Annotated in this window: 14 protein-coding genes; 7 read left to right on the plus strand and 7 right to left on the minus strand. The window is 60.4% G+C overall.

Going from position 1 to position 18,741, the window contains the following annotated elements:
• The first annotated feature begins 59 nt into the window (after positions 1 to 59).
• On the plus strand, positions 60 to 932 hold the full coding sequence (gene pdxY, locus ACDZ94_RS08860; RefSeq protein ID WP_064454787.1) for a pyridoxal kinase PdxY: 873 nt from the start codon (positions 60 to 62) through the stop codon (positions 930 to 932).
• A gap of 128 nt (positions 933 to 1,060) precedes the next feature.
• Here the strand turns inward: pdxY and ACDZ94_RS08865 are convergent, their stop codons facing one another.
• Positions 1,061 to 1,546: an acyl-CoA thioesterase gene (locus ACDZ94_RS08865; protein ID WP_053258732.1), complete on the minus strand. Its 486-nt coding sequence runs from the start codon at positions 1,544 to 1,546 to the stop codon at positions 1,061 to 1,063.
• A gap of 294 nt (positions 1,547 to 1,840) precedes the next feature.
• Here ACDZ94_RS08865 and ACDZ94_RS08870 point away from each other — a divergent pair, with 294 nt between their 5' ends.
• On the plus strand, positions 1,841 to 3,604 hold the full coding sequence (locus ACDZ94_RS08870; protein ID WP_221295927.1) for a cation:proton antiporter: 1,764 nt from the start codon (positions 1,841 to 1,843) through the stop codon (positions 3,602 to 3,604).
• A 17-nt stretch (positions 3,605 to 3,621) separates the two neighbouring features.
• On the opposite strand, the gene ACDZ94_RS08875 is transcribed toward ACDZ94_RS08870, so the two are convergent.
• The 3 genes from ACDZ94_RS08875 to uvrD all read right to left on the minus strand — a co-directional run bounded on the left by ACDZ94_RS08875 (position 3,622) and on the right by uvrD (position 7,400).
• Positions 3,622 to 4,029, minus strand: coding sequence for an SMI1/KNR4 family protein (locus ACDZ94_RS08875; RefSeq protein WP_017739032.1), 408 nt, complete (start codon positions 4,027 to 4,029; stop codon positions 3,622 to 3,624).
• 136 nt (positions 4,030 to 4,165) lie between these two features.
• On the minus strand, positions 4,166 to 5,026 hold the full coding sequence (locus ACDZ94_RS08880) for a Tim44 domain-containing protein (protein WP_432751351.1): 861 nt from the start codon (positions 5,024 to 5,026) through the stop codon (positions 4,166 to 4,168).
• 190 nt (positions 5,027 to 5,216) lie between these two features.
• Positions 5,217 to 7,400: a DNA helicase II gene (gene uvrD, locus ACDZ94_RS08885; RefSeq protein WP_432751352.1), complete on the minus strand. Its 2,184-nt coding sequence runs from the start codon at positions 7,398 to 7,400 to the stop codon at positions 5,217 to 5,219.
• Between the two features lie 279 nt (positions 7,401 to 7,679).
• On the opposite strand from uvrD, the gene ACDZ94_RS08890 reads away from it, so the two are divergent.
• The 3 genes from ACDZ94_RS08890 (at position 7,680) to ACDZ94_RS08900 (ending at position 11,996) form a co-directional block, all read left to right on the plus strand.
• Positions 7,680 to 10,553 carry an EAL domain-containing protein gene (locus tag ACDZ94_RS08890; protein WP_064454783.1) on the plus strand — a complete coding sequence of 958 codons (2,874 nt, stop codon included), beginning with the start codon at positions 7,680 to 7,682 and terminating at the stop codon, positions 10,551 to 10,553.
• 162 nt (positions 10,554 to 10,715) lie between these two features.
• Entirely contained in the window at positions 10,716 to 11,582 is an 867-nt protein-coding gene (hexR, locus tag ACDZ94_RS08895; protein WP_010168370.1) for a transcriptional regulator HexR, read from the plus strand.
• Between the two features lie 219 nt (positions 11,583 to 11,801).
• On the plus strand, positions 11,802 to 11,996 hold the full coding sequence (locus ACDZ94_RS08900) for a PA3496 family putative envelope integrity protein (protein WP_082895969.1): 195 nt from the start codon (positions 11,802 to 11,804) through the stop codon (positions 11,994 to 11,996).
• On the opposite strand, the gene ACDZ94_RS08905 is transcribed toward ACDZ94_RS08900, so the two are convergent.
• Positions 11,926 to 12,900 (minus strand): LysR family transcriptional regulator, encoded by a 975-nt coding sequence (locus ACDZ94_RS08905; RefSeq protein ID WP_432751353.1) that lies wholly within the window; start codon positions 12,898 to 12,900, stop codon positions 11,926 to 11,928. The two genes, ACDZ94_RS08900 and ACDZ94_RS08905, sit on opposite strands and share 71 nt — an antisense overlap.
• 196 nt (positions 12,901 to 13,096) lie before the next feature.
• On the opposite strand from ACDZ94_RS08905, the gene ACDZ94_RS08910 reads away from it, so the two are divergent.
• Both ACDZ94_RS08910 and oadA read left to right on the plus strand, forming a co-directional pair.
• Positions 13,097 to 14,512: an acetyl-CoA carboxylase biotin carboxylase subunit gene (locus tag ACDZ94_RS08910; RefSeq protein WP_003213442.1), complete on the plus strand. Its 1,416-nt coding sequence runs from the start codon at positions 13,097 to 13,099 to the stop codon at positions 14,510 to 14,512.
• 101 nt (positions 14,513 to 14,613) lie between these two features.
• Entirely contained in the window at positions 14,614 to 16,422 is a 1,809-nt protein-coding gene (gene oadA / locus ACDZ94_RS08915) for a sodium-extruding oxaloacetate decarboxylase subunit alpha (RefSeq protein ID WP_432751354.1), read from the plus strand.
• Positions 16,423 to 16,504: 82 nt separating this feature from the next.
• On the opposite strand, the gene ACDZ94_RS08920 is transcribed toward oadA, so the two are convergent.
• Positions 16,505 to 17,797 carry an autotransporter outer membrane beta-barrel domain-containing protein gene (locus ACDZ94_RS08920; protein ID WP_432751355.1) on the minus strand — a complete coding sequence of 431 codons (1,293 nt, stop codon included), beginning with the start codon at positions 17,795 to 17,797 and terminating at the stop codon, positions 16,505 to 16,507.
• A 266-nt stretch (positions 17,798 to 18,063) separates the two neighbouring features.
• Positions 18,064 to 18,735, minus strand: a complete 672-nt coding sequence (locus ACDZ94_RS08925) for a GNAT family N-acetyltransferase (protein ID WP_064454779.1) — start codon at positions 18,733 to 18,735, stop codon at positions 18,064 to 18,066.
• Positions 18,736 to 18,741: the final 6 nt, after the last annotated feature.

Genomic DNA, 18,741 nt, shown 5'->3' on the forward strand with positions numbered 1-18,741 from the left:
CTGTGTTTAGTCGCATACTGCGCGGCCAGAATTTCAACGGCTTTACGGAAATCCCCCGCATGAAACGCACACCTCATCTGCTTGCGATCCAGTCTCATGTGGTCTTTGGCCACGCCGGAAACAGCGCCGCCGTGTTCCCCATGCAGCGGGTCGGGGTGAACGTCTGGCCGCTGAACACCGTGCAATTCTCCAATCACACTCAGTATGGCCAGTGGGCGGGCGAAGTGTTGGCGCCGCAGCAAATTCCGGCACTGGTGGAAGGCATTGCCGCGATTGGCGAGCTCGGCAACTGCGATGCGGTGCTGTCCGGCTACCTCGGCAGTGCGGACCAGGGCCGTGCGATTCTGACGGGTGTGGCGCGGATCAAAGCCATCAACCCCAAGGCCCTGTACCTGTGCGACCCGGTGATGGGTCACCCGGAAAAGGGTTGTATCGTGCCCCAGGAAGTCAGCGATTTCCTGCTGGACGAGGCGGCCGCCCTGGCGGATTTCCTGTGCCCCAACCAGCTGGAGCTCGACAGCTTTGCCGGGCGCAAGCCGCAATCGCTGTTCGACTGCCTGGGCATGGCCAAGGCATTGCTGGCACGCGGGCCGAAGGCGGTCCTGGTCAAGCACCTGGATTACCCGGGCAAATTGCCGGAGGGTTTCGAGATGCTGCTGGTGACTGCCGACGGCAGCTGGCACTTGCGTCGGCCGTTGCTGGCGTTCCCGCGCCAGCCGGTGGGCGTGGGCGACCTGACGTCAGGGCTGTTCCTGGCGCGGGTGCTGTTGGGTGACAGCTTGCTGGCGGCCTTCGAGTTTACGGCGGCGGCGGTGCATGAAGTGCTGCTGGAAACCCAGGCCTGCGCCAGTTACGAGTTGGAACTGGTACGCGCCCAGGACCGTATCGCCCACCCCCGGGTACGCTTCGAGGCCACGCCGATCAGTCTGTAGTCACACAAAACCCAGTGTGGGAGCTGGCTTGCCTGCGATGGCATCGCCGCGGTGCAACTTGAAAAACGAGGTGAACCCATCGCGGGCAAGCCCGGCTCCCACACTTGATTGGATTTACAGCCTGAGGCTTACGGCGCGTCGGCTTTGATTTCCTGATAGCGCTTTTCCAGCTCCTGGCGAATCTGCCGACGCTGCTGGGCCTGCACAAACCGGCGCTTGTCTTCGCTGTTCTGCGGCTGCAGCGGCGGTACGGCGGCGGGTTTGCGCTGGTCGTCCACGGCCACCATGGTGAAAAAGCAGCTGTTGGTATGGCGCACCGAGCGCTCACGGATGTTCTCGGTCACCACCTTAATGCCCACTTCCATTGAGGTGTTGCCGGTGTAGTTGACCGAGGCAAGGAAGGTCACCAACTCGCCGACATGGATCGGCTCGCGAAAGATCACCTGGTCGACCGACAACGTGACGACATAGCGGCCCGCGTAACGGCTCGCGCAGGCGTAGGCCACTTCGTCGAGGTACTTGAGCAGGGTGCCGCCGTGGACATTGCCTGAGAAGTTGGCCATGTCAGGGGTCATCAATACCGTCATCGACAGCTGGGCGTTTCCGGGTTCCATAGCACACTCACGGGTTGTAGGCATTGGTTGGGGGGCGGCACCTCTACGGGTGCTGAACTCTTTGCAGCGCTCTCCCTAACGGGACGCCGGTGGGCGGCTTGCCGTCACGCGTGCACCGATCTGTTTCCATATATTGCACCGGCTTTCTGCCGGAAGTCGCGGTGTTAACCTTCAAACGCCCATCTCAGGGAATTTCTTACGATCAAGGCAGACTTTTCCTTCCGCTCTTTGCGACTTTTCAAAGGCGTGAGTGGAAGTGGGAAAAGCGCCAGTACCCTCAAGGAGCCCCTCGCCATGCACGCCATCAGCTTTATCCAGGACTTGGCCGTGATCATGCTGGTGGCAGGGGTTGTCACTGTCCTGTTTCACCGGCTCAAGCAGCCGGTGGTGCTGGGGTATATCGTCGCCGGGTTCATCATCGGCCCTCACACCCCGCCATTCGGCCTGATCCATGACGAAGACACCATCAAGACCCTCGCCGAGCTGGGGGTGATCTTCCTGATGTTCTGTCTGGGCCTTGAGTTCAGCCTGCGCAAGTTATTCAAGGTCGGCGCCACCGCGTTTATAGCGGCGTTCCTCGAAATCATCCTGATGATCTGGATCGGCTACGAGATCGGCCGATGGTTCGACTGGAACACCATGGACTCGCTGTTCCTCGGCGCGATCCTGGCGATCTCCTCGACCACCATCATCGTCAAGGCACTGAATGACCTGAAGATGAAAAACCAGCGTTTCGCCCAGCTGATTTTTGGCGTGTTGATCGTTGAGGACATCCTCGGCATCGGCATTATCGCCTTGCTGTCGAGTATCGCCGTCAGTGGTACGGTCAGCTCCGGCGAGGTGTTCTCAACGGTCGGCAAGCTCTCGCTGTTCATGATCGTCGCGCTGGTCATCGGCATTTTGCTGGTGCCACGCCTGCTGGCCTACGTGGCCAAGTTCGAAAGCAACGAGATGCTGCTGATCACCGTATTGGGTCTGTGTTTCGGCTTCTGCCTGCTGGTGGTCAAGCTGGAATACAGCATGGTGCTGGGCGCGTTCCTGATCGGCGCGATCATGGCCGAGTCCCGCCAGTTGATTAAGATCGAGCGCTTGATCGAGCCAGTGCGAGACATGTTCAGCGCGATCTTCTTTGTCGCCATCGGTTTGATGATCGACCCGCAAATCCTGCTGCAGTACGCGTGGCCGATCGCGGTGATTACCGTTGCGGTGGTGCTGGGCAAGATGTTGTCCTGCGGCCTGGGGGCTTTTATTGCCGGCAACGACGGCCGCACCTCACTGCGGGTTGGCATGGGGCTGTCACAGATTGGCGAGTTTTCATTCATCATCGCCGCGCTGGGCATGACCTTGCAGGTTACCAGTGACTTCCTCTATCCGGTGGCGGTGGCGGTTTCGGCAATTACCACCTTGCTGACGCCTTACCTGATCCGCGGTGCCGACCCGTTGTCGTTAAAGATTGCCTCAGTGATGCCTAAGCGCATGAGCCGGGTATTTGGGATGTATGGCGAATGGCTACGCAGCATCCAGCCTCAGGGTGAAGGGGCAATGCTGGCGTCGATGATCCGCAAAATTATCCTGCAAGTGGGGGTCAACCTGGCGCTGGTGGTGGCGATATTCTTCACCGGCAGCTTTTTCGCAGCGCGCATCGGTGGGTATCTGGAAGGCTGGATCAGTGATCCGAGTTGGCAGAAGGCATTGATCTGGGGCGCGGCGTTGCTGTTGTCGCTGCCGTTCCTGATTGCGGCGTATCGCAAACTCAAGGCGCTGTCGATGTTGCTGGCGGAGATGAGCGTGAAGCCGGAAATGGCCGGGCGGCATACCCAGCGTGTGCGGCGGGTGATCGCCGAACTGATCCCCATCCTCTCGCTGCTGGTGATCTTCCTGCTACTGGCAGCCTTGTCGGCCAGTATTCTGCCGACCAACAAGTTGCTGGTGCTGATTGCCATAGTCACGGCAGCAGTCGCGGCTGTGCTCTGGCGGTGGTTCATCCGCGTACATACGCGGATGCAGGTCGCCTTGCTGGAGACGCTGGATAACCACAAGGATACGCCGGAGCACTAGAGCCCCGGTGGTGCGACTCAGCTTTCCAGCCAGACGTCCCGCGCCCAGTGCCATACCGATTCCCAGGTTTCTTCGGTGACGAGTTCTTCTTCGCCGGACCACAGCACCACGGTGCCGTCTTCTTCGACGCAGTAGTAGTCGTCGCCGTCCTGGCAGATCGGGATCATGCTGCGGTCAACACCGGCATCCCAGGCGTTGGCGGCAACGTCCGGCAGGTAGGTGTGGGATTGCGGGTCGGTGACGGTCACCGGCTCCAGGCTGCCATACACCACGTCGCTGACGGTCAGCAGGAATTCGCGGAAGACAAAGGGGATGTCGATGAACAGTTGTTCTTCGATTTCCACCAGTTGGTCTTCGTCAGGCAGCTCCAGAGGAACCGGGACCGGTTCGTTGGCTTCACGCAATTGTTCGATGATTTCTTCCACGGCCGGGATCCTCTTGCTAGATGGCGCGGTTTATAGGGGCGTTTTATACAGTAGCTCGCTATAAGTGCAACCGTGAAATAGAAAACCCCGGAACATGTCCGGGGTTTTTATGACCAAGTGCTCAAACGCGCAGCTATCAGCCGTTCTGACGGATACCGGCGACCAGCCAAGGCTGGTTGTCGCCTTGGGCGCGTTCCATGTTCCAGCTTTCGCTGAACACTTCGCCCTGGTCGAAACGCGAGGTCTTCGACACGCCGCTGAAGGTCAGGGTGGCGATGGTCTTGTCGGCGCGATCATCCACACCTTCCAACTGGACGCGCAGGTCGTCGATGTAGGTCGACTGGAAGCCGTCGCCCAGGTCGGCGCGTTCGCGCTTGAGGAACTCCAGCAGTTGCGGGGTCACGAACTCGGAGATCTTGTCCATCTCGTTGGCGTCCCAGTGCTGCTGCAGGGACTGGAAGTGGCTGCGGGCCGCTTCGACGAAACGCTCTTCGTTGAACCAGGCCGGTGCATTGATTACCGGACGGGCGGGAGCAGGAGCAGCCGAACCACCGAAGATCGAGCCCACGGCTGGTTTTTGTTCGAACACTTCACGCTGCATCGGCGCGCCGGCTGGAGCCATGTGCTCCTGCTGCTTGCGGCGACGGGCGGCGATAAAGCGGAAGATCAGGAAGGCGATGACGGCCATGATCAGGATGTCGAAGATCTGCATGCCCTGGAAGCCGCCGCCCATGAACATGGACGCGAGCAGGCCACCGGCTGCGATACCGGCCAGAGGGCCCAACCAGCGCGAAGCACCGCCGGCCTTGGCAGCCGCGCCAGCCGCACCGGCTGCGCCAGCGGTAGCCGCTGCACCGCCGGATGGAGCCATTTGGCTGGTCTGGTGAGTCGGCGCCGAGCCCATGCTTTTGCCGCCACCGAAGCGCTTGGCGTTGGCGTCGAGGCTCATCGTCAAGCCGATGCACAACGCCATGGCGATGCTAAGAAAACGTTTCATAAAGGGAATTCCCATTTGTGGATTGCACGCGCGCCATGTTGCACAGGTGTTGTGGCAGTGGCTAGCGACATAATGTTTCGGGCTTTTGCGTAGGCCCGAATCAGAATGGCCTGTAGGACTTATTACTGATATTGGCCCGCGCTTGTTAAAAACAAGGGCGGGCCAACAACCTTCATGTAGAGAAGATGTATCAGATTGCTTCGAGCTTCGCGTAGCCCATCATCAGCCACTTGCTGCCTTCGGCGAAATTCACCTGCACCCGTGCCTGGGCGCCAGCGCCTTCGAAGTTGAGAATCACGCCTTCGCCAAAGATCGCATGCTTGACCTGCTGGCCAAGGCTGAACGGTGTTTCCGGAATCTCGGAACCAGCAAACAGGTTGCTGGAGTTCTGCTGCTGGCCGCCGCCGAACGGGCGGCTGACGCTGTTGGACAGGCGCACTTCCTGAATCAGCCCCTTCGGCACTTCACGTACGAAGCGCGACACCTTGTTGTAGGTTTCGCTGCCGTACAGGCGTCGGGTCTCGGCATAGGTCATCACCAGGTTCTGCATGGCACGCGTGATGCCCACGTAGGCCAGGCGGCGTTCTTCCTCAAGGCGGCCGGGCTCTTCCAGGCTCATCTTGTGCGGGAACAGGCCTTCTTCCATGCCCACCAGGAACACATACGGAAATTCCAGGCCCTTGGCGCTGTGCAAGGTCATCAGCTGGATGCTGTCTTCATGCTCATCGGCCTGGGTATCGCCGGCTTCCAGCGAGGCATGACCCAGAAACGCGGCGAGCGGGGTCAGCTCTTCATCTTCTTCAGTGTTTTCGAACGCGCGGGCGGCGCTGACCAGTTCCTCAAGGTTTTCTACCCGGGCCTGGCCTTTCTCGCCTTTTTCCGCTTCGTGATAGACGATCAGCCCGGACTGCTCGATCACGGTCTGGGTCATCAAGTGCAGCGGCATTTCTGCGCACTTGGCCGCCAGGTTCTCGATCAGTTCGACAAACACACCCAAAGCACCGGCGGCGCGGCCGGTCAGGCCTTTATTGGCGATTAGCAAGCGCATGGCTTCCCACATCGACACATCGGCGTGGCGCGCGTGGTCGCGAATAGCTTCGACGGTTTTTTCGCCGATGCCACGCGCCGGGATATTGATCACCCGCTCCAGCGCCGCATCGTTGCCACGACCTTCCAGCAAACGCAGGTAGGCCATGGCGTTCTTGATTTCCGCCCGCTCGAAGAAGCGCTGGCCGCCATAGATGCGGTACGGGATGCGTTCGCGCAGCAAGGCTTCCTCCAACACCCGCGATTGGGCGTTGGAGCGATACAGGATGGCGATATCGCTGCGCGCCAAACCGGTTTTCAGCGCGCTTTCGATGGTTTCCACCACATAGCGCGCTTCATCGTGTTCGTTGAACGCGGCGTACAGGTTGATCGCTTCGCCTTCGCCGCCGTCGGTCCACAGCTCTTTGCCCATGCGCCCGGTGTTATTGGCGATCAGCGCGTTGGCAGCCTTGAGGATGCCGGCGGTGGAGCGGTAGTTCTGCTCCAGGCGGATGGTGATTGCGTCCGGGAAGTCGTCGGAATACTGGTAGATGTTCTCGATTTTCGCGCCGCGCCAGCCGTAGATCGACTGGTCGTCGTCGCCCACCACCATCAGGCTGTCACCGCCCTTGGCCAGCAAGCGCAACCAGGCGTACTGCACGGCGTTGGTGTCCTGGAACTCGTCCACCAGAATGTGCCGGAAGCGCTTCTGGTAATGCGCCAGCAAGCCGGGGTTGTCGCGCCACAGGTCGAGGGCGCGCAGCAGCAGCTCGGAGAAGTCGATCACGCCGGCGCGTACGCAGGCCGCCTCGTACGCTTCATAGATGCTGCGCATGGTGGCGAGGAACAAATCGCCGCTGGCCTGGATATGTTGCGGGCGCAAGCCTTCGTCTTTCTGGCCGTTGATAAACCACTGCGCCTGACGCGCAGGCCAGCGTTGTTCGTCGAGGCCCAGTTCGCGGATCACGCGCTTGACCAAGCGTTGCTGGTCGTCGCTGTCGAGGATCTGGAACGTCTGGCTCAAGCCCGCTTCCTGCCAGTGCGCTCGCAACAGGCGGTGTGCCAGGCCGTGGAACGTGCCCACCCACATGCCAGCGGGGCTGATGCCCATCAACTGCTCGATGCGGTGACGCATTTCGGCAGCGGCCTTGTTGGTGAAGGTTACCGACAGGATCGAATGCGGGGACGCGTTTTCGACCTGGATCAACCAGGCGATACGGTGCACCAGCACTCGGGTTTTACCGGAGCCAGCACCGGCCAGGACCAACTGACGGCCAACGGGGGCTGCTACGGCCTGGCGTTGGGCATCGTTGAGGGAGTTCAGCAAAAGAGAGAGATCATCGCGCATCGGCGCATTCTATGGGCCTAACGGGAGTGGGGCAAATCCCAATGCCGGGTGGTCGATGGAAAACATCCAGCGTGACAGTGGCCGGGCAAACATTCTGCCGGGGGTGATGACTGGTTGGTCATGGGCCACAGCCCGCACGGGCTCTCGCTCAAGCAGTCTGGCTCGAAGGTTTGCGGCCGATTCCAGTGCGGTTTTTATGACGTGGAGCAGTTTGGCCCAAGCGCTTGCTTGTGTATGCTCCGTCGACGTTTCGGGCTCACCATTATAAGAATACTGCCTATGACCCTCAGTCCCGATCTGTTCGGCCCCTCGGCGGCGCCCGCGCAGGTCATCCGTAAACATTACGCAACCGAGATGGCGGTCGAACGCACGCGCCTCTTGTATCAGGGTTCATTGCTGCCGACGTTATTGATGTTGGTCAACGGCCTGGTGTGTGCCTGGTTGCTGTGGAACCCCAAGCAATATGTGTTGGACAGCATCTGGCTGGTCTGGCTGCTTGCGCTGGTGGCCCTGCGTGTGATCCAGGTGGCGGCTTTTGATTCGGCGATGCCCAGTCGCCAGGCCCGGCCGATCTGGCGGGGCATGTTCATGCTGGGCTCGGCGGTCAGCGGCCTGACACTGGCGACTGCCGCCATCGCCCTGGTGCCTGTCGACAGTTTTATGCAGCAAGCCTGGGTGTTCGGCCTGATCGGCGCAGCGACGCTGTCGGCCAGCGTGGCCTATGCCGTGAGCCTGCCCGCCTTCCTGTCATTTGCCGTGCCGTGCCTGGTGCCGGCGATTGTCTATCTGTTCTGGAATGGGGCCCCGCAGCAGCAAGGTTGGGGGGTACTCGGCCTGATTCTGCTGGCCTCTTTGAGCCTGGTGGCGTGGCAGGTCAACCGCCTGATCCAGCGCGGGTTGTTGCGGCGCTTCCAGAACCAGGCGTTGATCGAGCATCTCCAGCAGGCGCAGCAGCGCAGCGAGCAATTGAATCAGGAACTGGTGCGTGAAGTTGGCCAGCGTCGGCAGGTCGAACAGGAGTTGCGCGAGGCGCAAACCGGTCTGCAAGACCGTGTGGCGCAACGCAGCCAGGAACTGGACGCCGCCAGCCTCGCCCTGAATAAAAGCGAAGCGCGCCTGGCCATGGCCCTGCAAGCCAGCGAACTGGGCTTGTGGGACTGGAACCTGCAAACCGATGAAGTGCACCATACCCAACTCAAGGAACTGTTCGGCCTGGAGCCTGAGTACGTTACTGCAATGCTCAGCCATCTCAAGCCACGCCTGCACCCCGACGACCTGCCGCTGCTCAAGCGCGCCCTGGTGGAGCACCTCAAGGGCCGCAGCGAGGATTATCAGGTCGAATACCGTGTGCGCCATGGCGCTGGCCATTGGGTATGGATCGAAGACCGTGGTCGCGCCGTGGAGCGCACGCCCAGCGGACGCGTCACGCGCATGCTCGGCACCCGCCGCGACATCAGCGCCGGCAAGGTCCTGGAAGAGCAGCAGCGCCTCGCGTCGACCGTCTTCGAAGCCGCCAGCGAAGGCATTGTGATCCTCAACCCGGAGTACGTGCTGATTGCGGTCAACCAGGCCTTCAGCCGTGTCACCGGTTTTGAAATGGACGACATGATTGGCCGCAATGTCGTGGAACTGCCCAGCAGTCGTGACGCCCGCCGGCATTTTCCGGTGATCCGCCAGGCACTGCTCAGCCATGGCACCTGGCAGGGCGAGCTGGTGGAAACGCGCAAAAACGGCGAGCTGTACCCGCAATGGCTGCAACTGAATGTAGTGCGCGATGCTCGCGGAAAAGTCAGTCATATTGTCGGCTTCTTCGCCGATCTTTCCGCGCGGCGTGAATCCGAAGAGCGCATGCGCTACCTCACTCACTATGACGAGTTGACGGGCCTGGCCAACCGCTCGCTGTTTCGCGAACGGCTGCGCGAAGCTCACCAACGCGTGCGTCAGGGCGGGCGCAGCCTGGCACTGCTGCATATCAACCTGGACCGCTTCAAGCTGCTTAATGACAGCCTCGGCCATGAAGTCGCGGATCAGCTGTTGCAGAAAATGGCGCGGCGATTGATCAATGCCTTGCCCGAAGCCGACACCATTGCGCGGCTGTCCGGTGATGAATTCGCCGTACTGTTCGACGGCTACGGCAACTTGTCGAGCCTGGCGCGTGTGGCCACGCGGCTCCTGGCCAAACTGCGCGTGCCGGTGACGGTAGAAGGGCATGAGCTGGTGGTCAGCGCCTCAATGGGCGTAAGCCTGCTGCCGGATAATGCGCGGGAGATTTCCGCGCTGGTCAGCCAATCGAACATGGCCATGCAGCACGCCAAGCACTTGGGCGGCAATAATTTCCAGTTCTACACCGATAGCCTGCAAGCCAGCACCCTGGAGCGTTTGCAGCTGGAGAACCACTTGCGCAAGGCCATCGACGAGCGCCAGCTCACGGTGTTCTACCAGCCGAAACTGTGCCTGGCCACGGGCAAATTGAACGCTGCCGAAGCACTGGTGCGTTGGGAGCATCCGCAATGGGGCATGGTGCCGCCGGGGGACTTTATCGGCCTGGCCGAAGAGACCGGCTTGATCGTACCGCTGGGCGAGTTCGTGCTGCGCCAGGCGTGTTGGCAGGCGTGCGAGTGGCAGCGCCAGGGGCTTGCACCGATCCGGGTGTCGGTGAACCTGTCAGTGCATCAGTTGCGCCAGGGCAAGTTGGTCAGCCTGGTGCGCCAGGTACTTGAAGAAACCGGCCTGGCCCCGCACTACCTGGAGCTGGAGCTGACCGAAAGCCAGCTGCTCGACAATGTTGAACACATTATCGCCACCTTCCAGCAACTGCGCGATTTGGGCGTGAAGCTGGCCATTGATGACTTCGGCACGGGCTATTCGTCCCTCAGTTACCTCAAGCGTATCCCCGTGGACTACGTGAAGATCGACCAGACGTTTATTCGCGGGCTTGGCCAAGGCCGTGAAGACGCGGCCATCACCCGGGCGATCATCGCGATGGCCCATGGCCTGGCACTCAAGGTGGTGGCCGAAGGAGTGGAAGATCAGCAGCAGCTGGATTTCCTGCGAGGGGAGCGATGCGATGAGGTGCAGGGCTACCTGATCAGCCGGCCGATGCAGGCCGAGGGGTTGGCAGATTTGTTACGGAAAAATGCAGATTTTTCTTAATGACGCCAAGGCCGCCCGTGTGGCTACAAAGCCTCTGCCCTTTGAATCAGAGGGCAGCAGGGCGATTTAGTGATGCATCGGACGGGCAAAACGGCAATTCTTGTAGTATAACTACAAGCTTGCTACATCCCTGGCACCCGCCAATAACAAGAGTCCTGTCCTTTGAACCTGTTGCAACATATCGCCCAGTCGCGCCACCTGTTACGCAAATCGGAACTCAAGGTTGCCGATCACGTGCTGCTTGATCCTGCGGCTGTGATGCACAGTTCCATGGCCGACCTGGCCCACAGCGTGGGCATCAGTGAGCCGACCATCGTGCGCTTCTGCCGCGCCATCGGTTGCTCCGGGTTCCAGGACTTGAAACTCAAACTGGCCCAGAGCCTGGCTGCCGGTGCGAGCTTCGGGCAGTTTGCGATTCACGAAGACGATTCCGTCGCCGACTACAGCCTGAAAATCTTCGACACCACCTTGCACACCCTCATGGAAGTGCGCGAGAAGCTCGACCCTGTGGAGCTGCAGAAGGCCGTGACGGCGATGTCCCAGGCGCAGCGCGTGGAGTTTTATGGCTTCGGTGCGTCGGGTGCCGTTGCTGCGGATGCCCAGCACAAATTCTTCCGCCTGCTGCTCACCGCAGCGGCCTATAGCGACCCGCACATGCAGGCGATGTCGGCGGTCACGCTGAAACCGACTGACGTGGCCATCTGCATTTCCCAGTCCGGTCGCTCCAAAGACTTGCTGATTACCGCCAACCTGGTGCGTGAAAGCGGCGCGACGCTGATCACCCTGTGCCCGAGCCAGACGCCGTTGGCGGAGCTGTCCACGGTCAACCTGGCGATCGATGTGCACGAAGACACCGAAATTTACACGCCGTTGACCTCGCGCATCGCCCACTTGGTGGTGATCGACGTGCTGGCGATGGGCGTGGCCATGGCGCGCGGGCCGAGCCTGGTCAACCACCTCAAGAGCGTGAAGCGCAGCTTGCGCAGCCTTCGTCTCTCGCCTAAATCCGTCAAAGCCCTCGACGACTGATCAGCGGCTGAACGCGGTCAAACATGTGGGAGCTGGCTTGCCTGCGATTACGGTCTGCCAGTTGCCATATTGGGTGGCTGATGCACCGCTATCGCAAGCCAGCCCACATTGGCTTTGCGCCAGTTTCCGAAGATTCATCGTCCTGTAACCCCCGCGCCGCCAAACCGTCATCCCGCGCGCTCATCCTGACCTCCCCGTACTCGCATTGGGAGACTCAAAATGGCCCGGCAATACGAAGACAGCAGCACCGTCAAAACCCGTCGTCAGCAGGAAGACCAGCGCCGCATGGCGTTCCGTCGCGCAATCGAAGACCGTTGCGAGGAGCGTCAATTGCTCCAGAGCATCAGTGACTACCCGGAACTCCACTGGCAGGCACCCGCGGCTGCCCAGCGAAGCGTTCAGCCAACGCGCTGATCTGCACCCGTTCGCTGCGGATAAAGCCCAGGAACGCATGGGCCACCGGTGACAGGCGCTTGGCTTTGGCTTGCACCAGGCACCAACTGCGGTACAGCGGCAGTTCCTCCACCGGCAGCTCATTGAGCCCGCCGGTGGCCAGTTCCAGGTTGACCGCGTGGCGCGTCAGCAGCGCCACGCCCAACCCTGCGCTCACACACTCACGCTGCGCCTCGGCCGAAGCCACCTCCACCGTTTGGGTGAAGTGCACGCGTTTTTCCTTGAAGTACTCCTCGCAGGCCAGTCGCGTGCCGGAACCCGGTTCACGTATCAGCAGCGTGTAAGGCTCCAGGTCCTGAAGGCGAAGCGGTCCTTGCAGGCTCAACGGATGATCAGGCGGCGCCACGGCAACAATCGGATTGTTGAGAAACGGCAGGAATTCCAGGCCCATGTCCTGGGGCACCATGGACATGATCACCAGGTCATCCCGGTTATCTGAAAGCCGGCGAATCACCTGGGCCCGGTTGACCACCGTCAGGTGCAACTGCACCTCCGGATGCTGGCGCTTGAAGGCGGCAAACAGGTGCGGCACAAAGTACTTGGCGCTGGATTCCACGGCCAGTTTCAACTGCCCCTGCAGCGAGCCCTGCATGTCCGACAGCTGCATATCGAGGTTTTCCAGGCGCCCGAAAATATCGCGGCTGGCCCGTTGCAAGGCTTCGGCAGCCTCGGTCATGTAGAGCTTTTTGCCGACATAATCGAACAGCGGCTGGCCGATCAGTTCTTCCAGCTGGCGAATTTGTAGGCTAACGGCCGGTTGTGTGAGGGACATTTCTTCGGCTGCGCGGCTGTAGGAACGCAAATCACAGACTTCATTAAAAATCTGCAATTGGCGTAATGTCATACGCATCAATGACTTACGCATTATCTAAGTGCTCTCGCCTGGGGCCGTTCGGCCAACTATAAGTCTTTACTTATGCACGACCCAATAATTATTGATTTTTGTTAATCCTCCGGTGCGCATAGTGTGTGTCTCGCGACTGTCATGAAACATTTGGTCACGCGCCGACCCGGATCCAAAGGGTTGAAGAACGCAGCAATCGGCTCAAGGGAATTTCCAAGTGATAAAAAAGATCCTGATCGCCAACCGTGGTGAAATTGCCGTACGAATCGTGCGTGCTTGCGCCGAGATGGGCATTCGCTCGGTCGCGGTCTATTCCGACGCCGACCGCCATGCGTTGCACGTCAAACGTGCCGACGAAGCCCACAGCATTGGTGCCGAGCCCCTGGCCGGTTACCTCAACCCGCGCAAGCTGGTGAACCTGGCGGTGGAAACCGGTTGTGATGCGTTGCACCCCGGCTATGGTTTCCTGTCGGAAAACGCCGAGCTGGCGGACATCTGCGCCGAACGCGGCATCAAATTCATTGGCCCGTCGGCAGAAGTCATTCGCCGCATGGGCGACAAGACCGAAGCGCGCCGCAGCATGATCAAGGCCGGTGTGCCGGTCACGCCGGGCACCGAAGGCAACGTTGCGGACATCGCCGAAGCCCTGACCGAAGGCGACCGCATTGGTTACCCGGTAATGCTCAAGGCCACCTCCGGTGGTGGCGGTCGCGGTATCCGTCGTTGCAACAGCCGCGAAGAACTTGAACAAGCGTTCCCCCGCGTTATATCCGAAGCCACCAAGGCGTTCGGCTCGGCGGAAGTGTTCCTGGAAAAATGCATCGTCAATCCCAAGCATATTGAGGCGCAGATCCTCGGTGACAGCTTTGGCAACGTGGTGCACCTGTTCGAGCGTGATTGCTCGATCCAGCGCCGTAACCAGAAGCTCATCGAAATCGCCCCCAGCCCGCAGCTGACCCCTGAACAGCGCGCCTACATCGGCGACCTGTCGGTGCGCGCCGCGAAGGCCGTGGGCTACGAGAACGCCGGCACCGTGGAGTTCCTGCTCGCCGAGGGCGAGGTGTACTTCATGGAGATGAACACCCGGGTGCAGGTGGAACACACCATCACCGAAGAAATCACCGGCATCGACATCGTGCGTGAGCAGATCCGCATCGCGTCGGGCCTGCCGTTGTCGGTGAAGCAGGAAGACATTCAGCACCGTGGCTTCGCGTTGCAGTTCCGCATCAACGCCGAAGACCCGAAGAACAACTTCCTCCCAAGCTTCGGCAAGATCACCCGTTACTACGCGCCCGGCGGCCCCGGCGTGCGCACCGACACGGCGATTTATACCGGCTACACCATTCCGCCGTTCTACGACTCCATGTGCCTGAAACTGGTGGTATGGGCGTTGACCTGGGAAGAAGCCATGGACCGCGGCCTGCGTGCCCTGGACGACATGCGCCTGCAAGGCGTGAAGACCACGGCCGCCTACTACCAGGAAATCCTGCGCAACCCGGAATTCCGCAGCGGCCAGTTCAACACCAGCTTTGTGGAAAGCCATCCTGAGCTGACCAACTACTCGATCAAGCGCAAACCCGAAGAGCTGGCCCTGGCCATCGCCGCCGCCATCGCCGCCCACGCAGGCCTATGAATGAAACAGCTGCGAGCCTTTAGCTACAAGCGGCAAGTAAAAGCAGATTGGCTTTTTCTTGCAGCTTGTAGCTTGAGACTTGCCGCTATGAGGAGATACCAATGACTAAAAAGATCTTCGTAACCGACACCATCCTGCGCGACGCCCACCAATCGTTGCTGGCCACCCGCATGCGCACCGACGACATGCTGCCGATCTGCGACAAGCTCGACAAAGTAGGCTACTGGTCGCTGGAAGTCTGGGGCGGCGCGACCTTCGACGCCTGCGTACGCTTTTTGAAAGAAGACCCGTGGGAGCGCCTGCGCAAACTGCGCGCCGCATTGCCTAACACGCGTCTGCAAATGCTGCTGCGCGGCCAGAACCTGCTGGGCTACCGCCACTACAGCGACGACGTGGTCAGAGCCTTCGTCGCCAAGGCCGCCGTGAATGGCATCGACGTGTTCCGCATCTTCGACGCGATGAACGACGTGCGTAACCTGCGCGTGGCCATCGAAGCGGTCAAAGCCGCCGGCAAACATGCCCAGGGCACCATCGCCTACACCACCAGCCCGGTGCACACCATCGGCGCGTTTGTGGCCCAGGCCAAGCAAATGGAAGCCATGGGTTGCGACTCGGTGGCGATCAAGGACATGGCCGGGCTGTTGACCCCGTACGCCACCGGCGAGCTGGTCAAAGCGTTGAAGGCCGAGCAAAGCCTGCCGATCTTTATTCACTCGCATGACACGGCGGGTCTGGCTGCGATGTGCCAACTCAAGGCCATCGAAAACGGCGCCGACCACATCGACACCGCCATTTCCAGCTTCGCCTGGGGCACCAGCCACCCTGGCACCGAGTCGATGGTCGCCGCCCTCAAAGGCAGCGAGTTCGACACCGGTCTCGACCTGGAACTGCTGCAGGAAATCGGCCTGTACTTCTACGCGGTGCGTAAGAAGTACCACCAGTTTGAAAGCGAGTTCACCGCTGTCGACACCCGTGTGCAAGTCAACCAGGTGCCGGGCGGGATGATTTCCAACCTGGCCAACCAGTTGAAAGAGCAGGGCGCACTCAACCGCATGAGCGAAGTGCTGGCCGAAATCCCACGGGTGCGTGAAGACCTCGGCTTCCCGCCATTGGTGACGCCGACTTCGCAGATCGTCGGTACCCAGGCGTTCTTCAACGTACTGGCCGGCGAGCGCTACAAGACCATCACCAACGAAGTGAAGCTCTACCTGCAAGGCGGCTACGGCAAAGCGCCGGGCACCGTGAACGAAAAACTGCGTCGCCAGGCCATCGGCAGCGAAGAAGTGATCGACCATCGCCCGGCTGATTTGCTCAAGCCGGAAATGACCAAGCTGCGTGGCGAAATCGGTGCGTTGGCCAAGTCCGAAGAAGACGTGCTGACCTACGCCATGTTCCCCGACATCGGTCGCAAGTTCCTCGAAGAACGCGACGCCGGCACCCTGGCGCCAGAAGTGCTGTTGCCGATCCCTGAGGCCGGCGGTGTGGCCCGTGCCGGTGGCGAAGGCGTACCGACCGAATTCGTTATCGACGTGCACGGCGAAAGCTACCGCGTCGACATTACGGGTGTTGGCGTGAAGGCCGAAGGCAAGCGTCACTTCTACCTGTCCATCGACGGCATACCGGAAGAAGTGGTGTTCGAACCGCTCAACGAGTTTGTCAGCAGCGGCGGCAGCAAGCGCAAGCACGCCACTGAGCCTGGCCATGTCAGCACCGCGATGCCGGGCAACATCGTCGACGTTCTGGTCAAGGAAGGCGACGTGGTCAAGGCCGGCCAGGCCGTGCTGATTACCGAAGCCATGAAGATGGAAACCGAAGTGCAGGCCGCGATTGCCGGCAAGGTGACCGCCGTTCATGTGGCCAAGGGCGACCGGGTCAATCCTGGCGAAATCCTGATTGAAATCGAAGGCTGATTCAGCCTTCGACACTATCGCTTAATCCTCGGGGGGGCAGGTGCTCCCCTTTTTTTTGCCTCGAATTTATCGCTGGGCGCCGTTAAAAATTCATCTTCCATTGCCCCATCAGGCCCTGGCTTTGGCTTTGGCTGCCGGCTTGTGCGTTATAGGTCAGGCCGACGGTGTGTTGGCTGGATAAGGCGAGGTCCAGGCCCGCCTGCATATCCAGGCTATTACGGTCCAGCGAGGTGCCGTTGAGGGTGAAACCATCAATGAGTCCGGGCGTGTAGCGATACGATTGGCGCATCTGGCTATCGACTTCGCCGTAGAGGTGTTTCCAGCTCGTACTCACGTGGGGTGTGAGGCTCATCCGGTTGTCGAACCGATACACCGTGGCCAGACGAAGGCCAAAGGTACTGCTCAGGTTCTGTTGGGTTTGTGAGCCTGCGTTCAGCGCGGTCAGGCCACCGCTTTCCTTGAAACTGCCGCGGTGATAGCGCTGATAGCCGAGGCCTGCGAAGGGCTCCACGCGTAAGTCTGCACTGCCCAGTTGATAGCCCAGTTCGGAAAATACGCTTTGGCTTTGGGCGTTGTAACGGCCTTTGAGCTGCTCTTTGTAATCAAGCAGGTTGACGCTGCGTTTGTTCTCCCCGGTATGGGCACTGTAGATCGCCCCCAGGCGCAGGGCCAAAGGGCCGTCCTCGCGCACGGCGTAACCGCCCAGGTGCAAGCTGTCGAGTTCGGCCCGAAAGCGTTGAGCTTGAAGCTCACTGGAGGATTTTGCGCCCATCACACCGACTCTCCAGGCGTCAGCCACCGCCCAATCGGCGCCCAGCATCAGGCCTTTGGTGTCATGTTTGAGCCCGTCGCTGCCGTTCTGTTTGTCGAGCTTGCCGTCGTCGCCCAGGCCTTGCACCCAAAAGTGGCCATCGCCATTGGTGGGCAGCGTGCGCAGGGTTGAGAGCAATTGGTTGCTGATTTTTCCGGTGATGGCCTGGGTTGCGCCAGCCAGATTGGCATTTTGGCTGCCCGCCAATTGTTCGAGAACTGCACCGATTCCTCCGGGTTGGGCAGCAAGATCGTCACCGAACCGTTCCAGTGCGTTGATCTGTCTTCTGGTCAACTCACCGGATTCCAGCAGGCGACTCAGCGCGGGCTCCAGGACCTTGGCGACCTGCAGGCCGTTATGCGTGGTGGCCTGGCGAGTGAGGTAACCGTCGATGGAGGGCGCTTGCACTGGAAGGGTGTAAAACCACGCATTGTTAAGTGCCGGGAGGGGATCAAATACGTAGGGTGTGAAGGCGATATCACCTTGCGCCTGTGCGGATTGAAGGCTGGCGGCACTGATCGCGAGGGCCATGAGAAGGGCAAGTCTGTGATGTGTAAAGGGCATGTAATCCCGACCTCTGATGAATGAGGCCGGGAATTTAGCGAGATAGCGGGGTGATAACTGTCAGGTAATCGACCCTTGGTTTGCGGGAGCTTTCTCTAGTCCGGCGCGATTAAAAACTCATCTGCCATTGCCCCGTCAGCGCATCTGTTGTTGCGGATGGGTGTGATGCCTTGAAGGCGTTGGACTGCAAGGTGGGCAAAGGCGGCTGAACCCATCGTTTGAAATCGCTGACGATCTAAAGTGTGGTTCTGTGTTGTCAGTGAGCGTCAGGCTCGGCACTCGGCCAGTGTTTTCAGTTGGCCGTCCCCACTCTGATTCGCCTCGGACAACCACGCTTCAAAGCCAGCCGCGACCTTTGGCCATTCCGAATCCAGGATCGAATACCACGCCGTATCGCGGTTCTGCCCCTTCACTACCATGTGCTGGCGGAATACGCCTTCAAAACTGAACCCCAAGCGCTCGGCCGCGTATTTGGAGCGAGCATTGCCGTTGTTGCACTTCCATTCCAGGCGACGGTAGCCCTGTTCGAAAGCGTACTTGGCCAGCAAGTACACGGCCTCGGTGCTTTTCGGTGAGCGCTGCATCGGCGCGCCGAAGGTGACGTGGCCGATTTCGATACGGCCCTGGGCCGGGACGATGGACATCAGGCTGAGGATGCCTTGGACGTCGCCGCTGGCGCGGTCGATTACGCTGAAGAAATACGGTTCGTTGTGCTGGGCATGGTTGTTGAGCCAGGTATCAAACGCGGCGCGTTCGGCAAACGGGCCGTAGGGCAAATAGTCCCACAGCTTAGGGTCGGCGCCGGGGCCATGAAGGGCTTGAAACAGTTCGTCGCCATGGCGGGCCGGGTCGAGTTTTTCCAGGCGGATGTAGCGCCCTTCCAGCAATTGAACCGTGGGCGCGGGGACGCCTTTCCAGTCGGCGGGTGAGATAGGCATGCTGCG

Origin of the sequence: Pseudomonas sp. UBT, assembly GCF_050915955.1 — a bacterium.
In the GTDB taxonomy this organism is placed as follows: Bacteria; Pseudomonadota; Gammaproteobacteria; order Pseudomonadales; family Pseudomonadaceae; genus Aquipseudomonas; species Aquipseudomonas antarctica_A.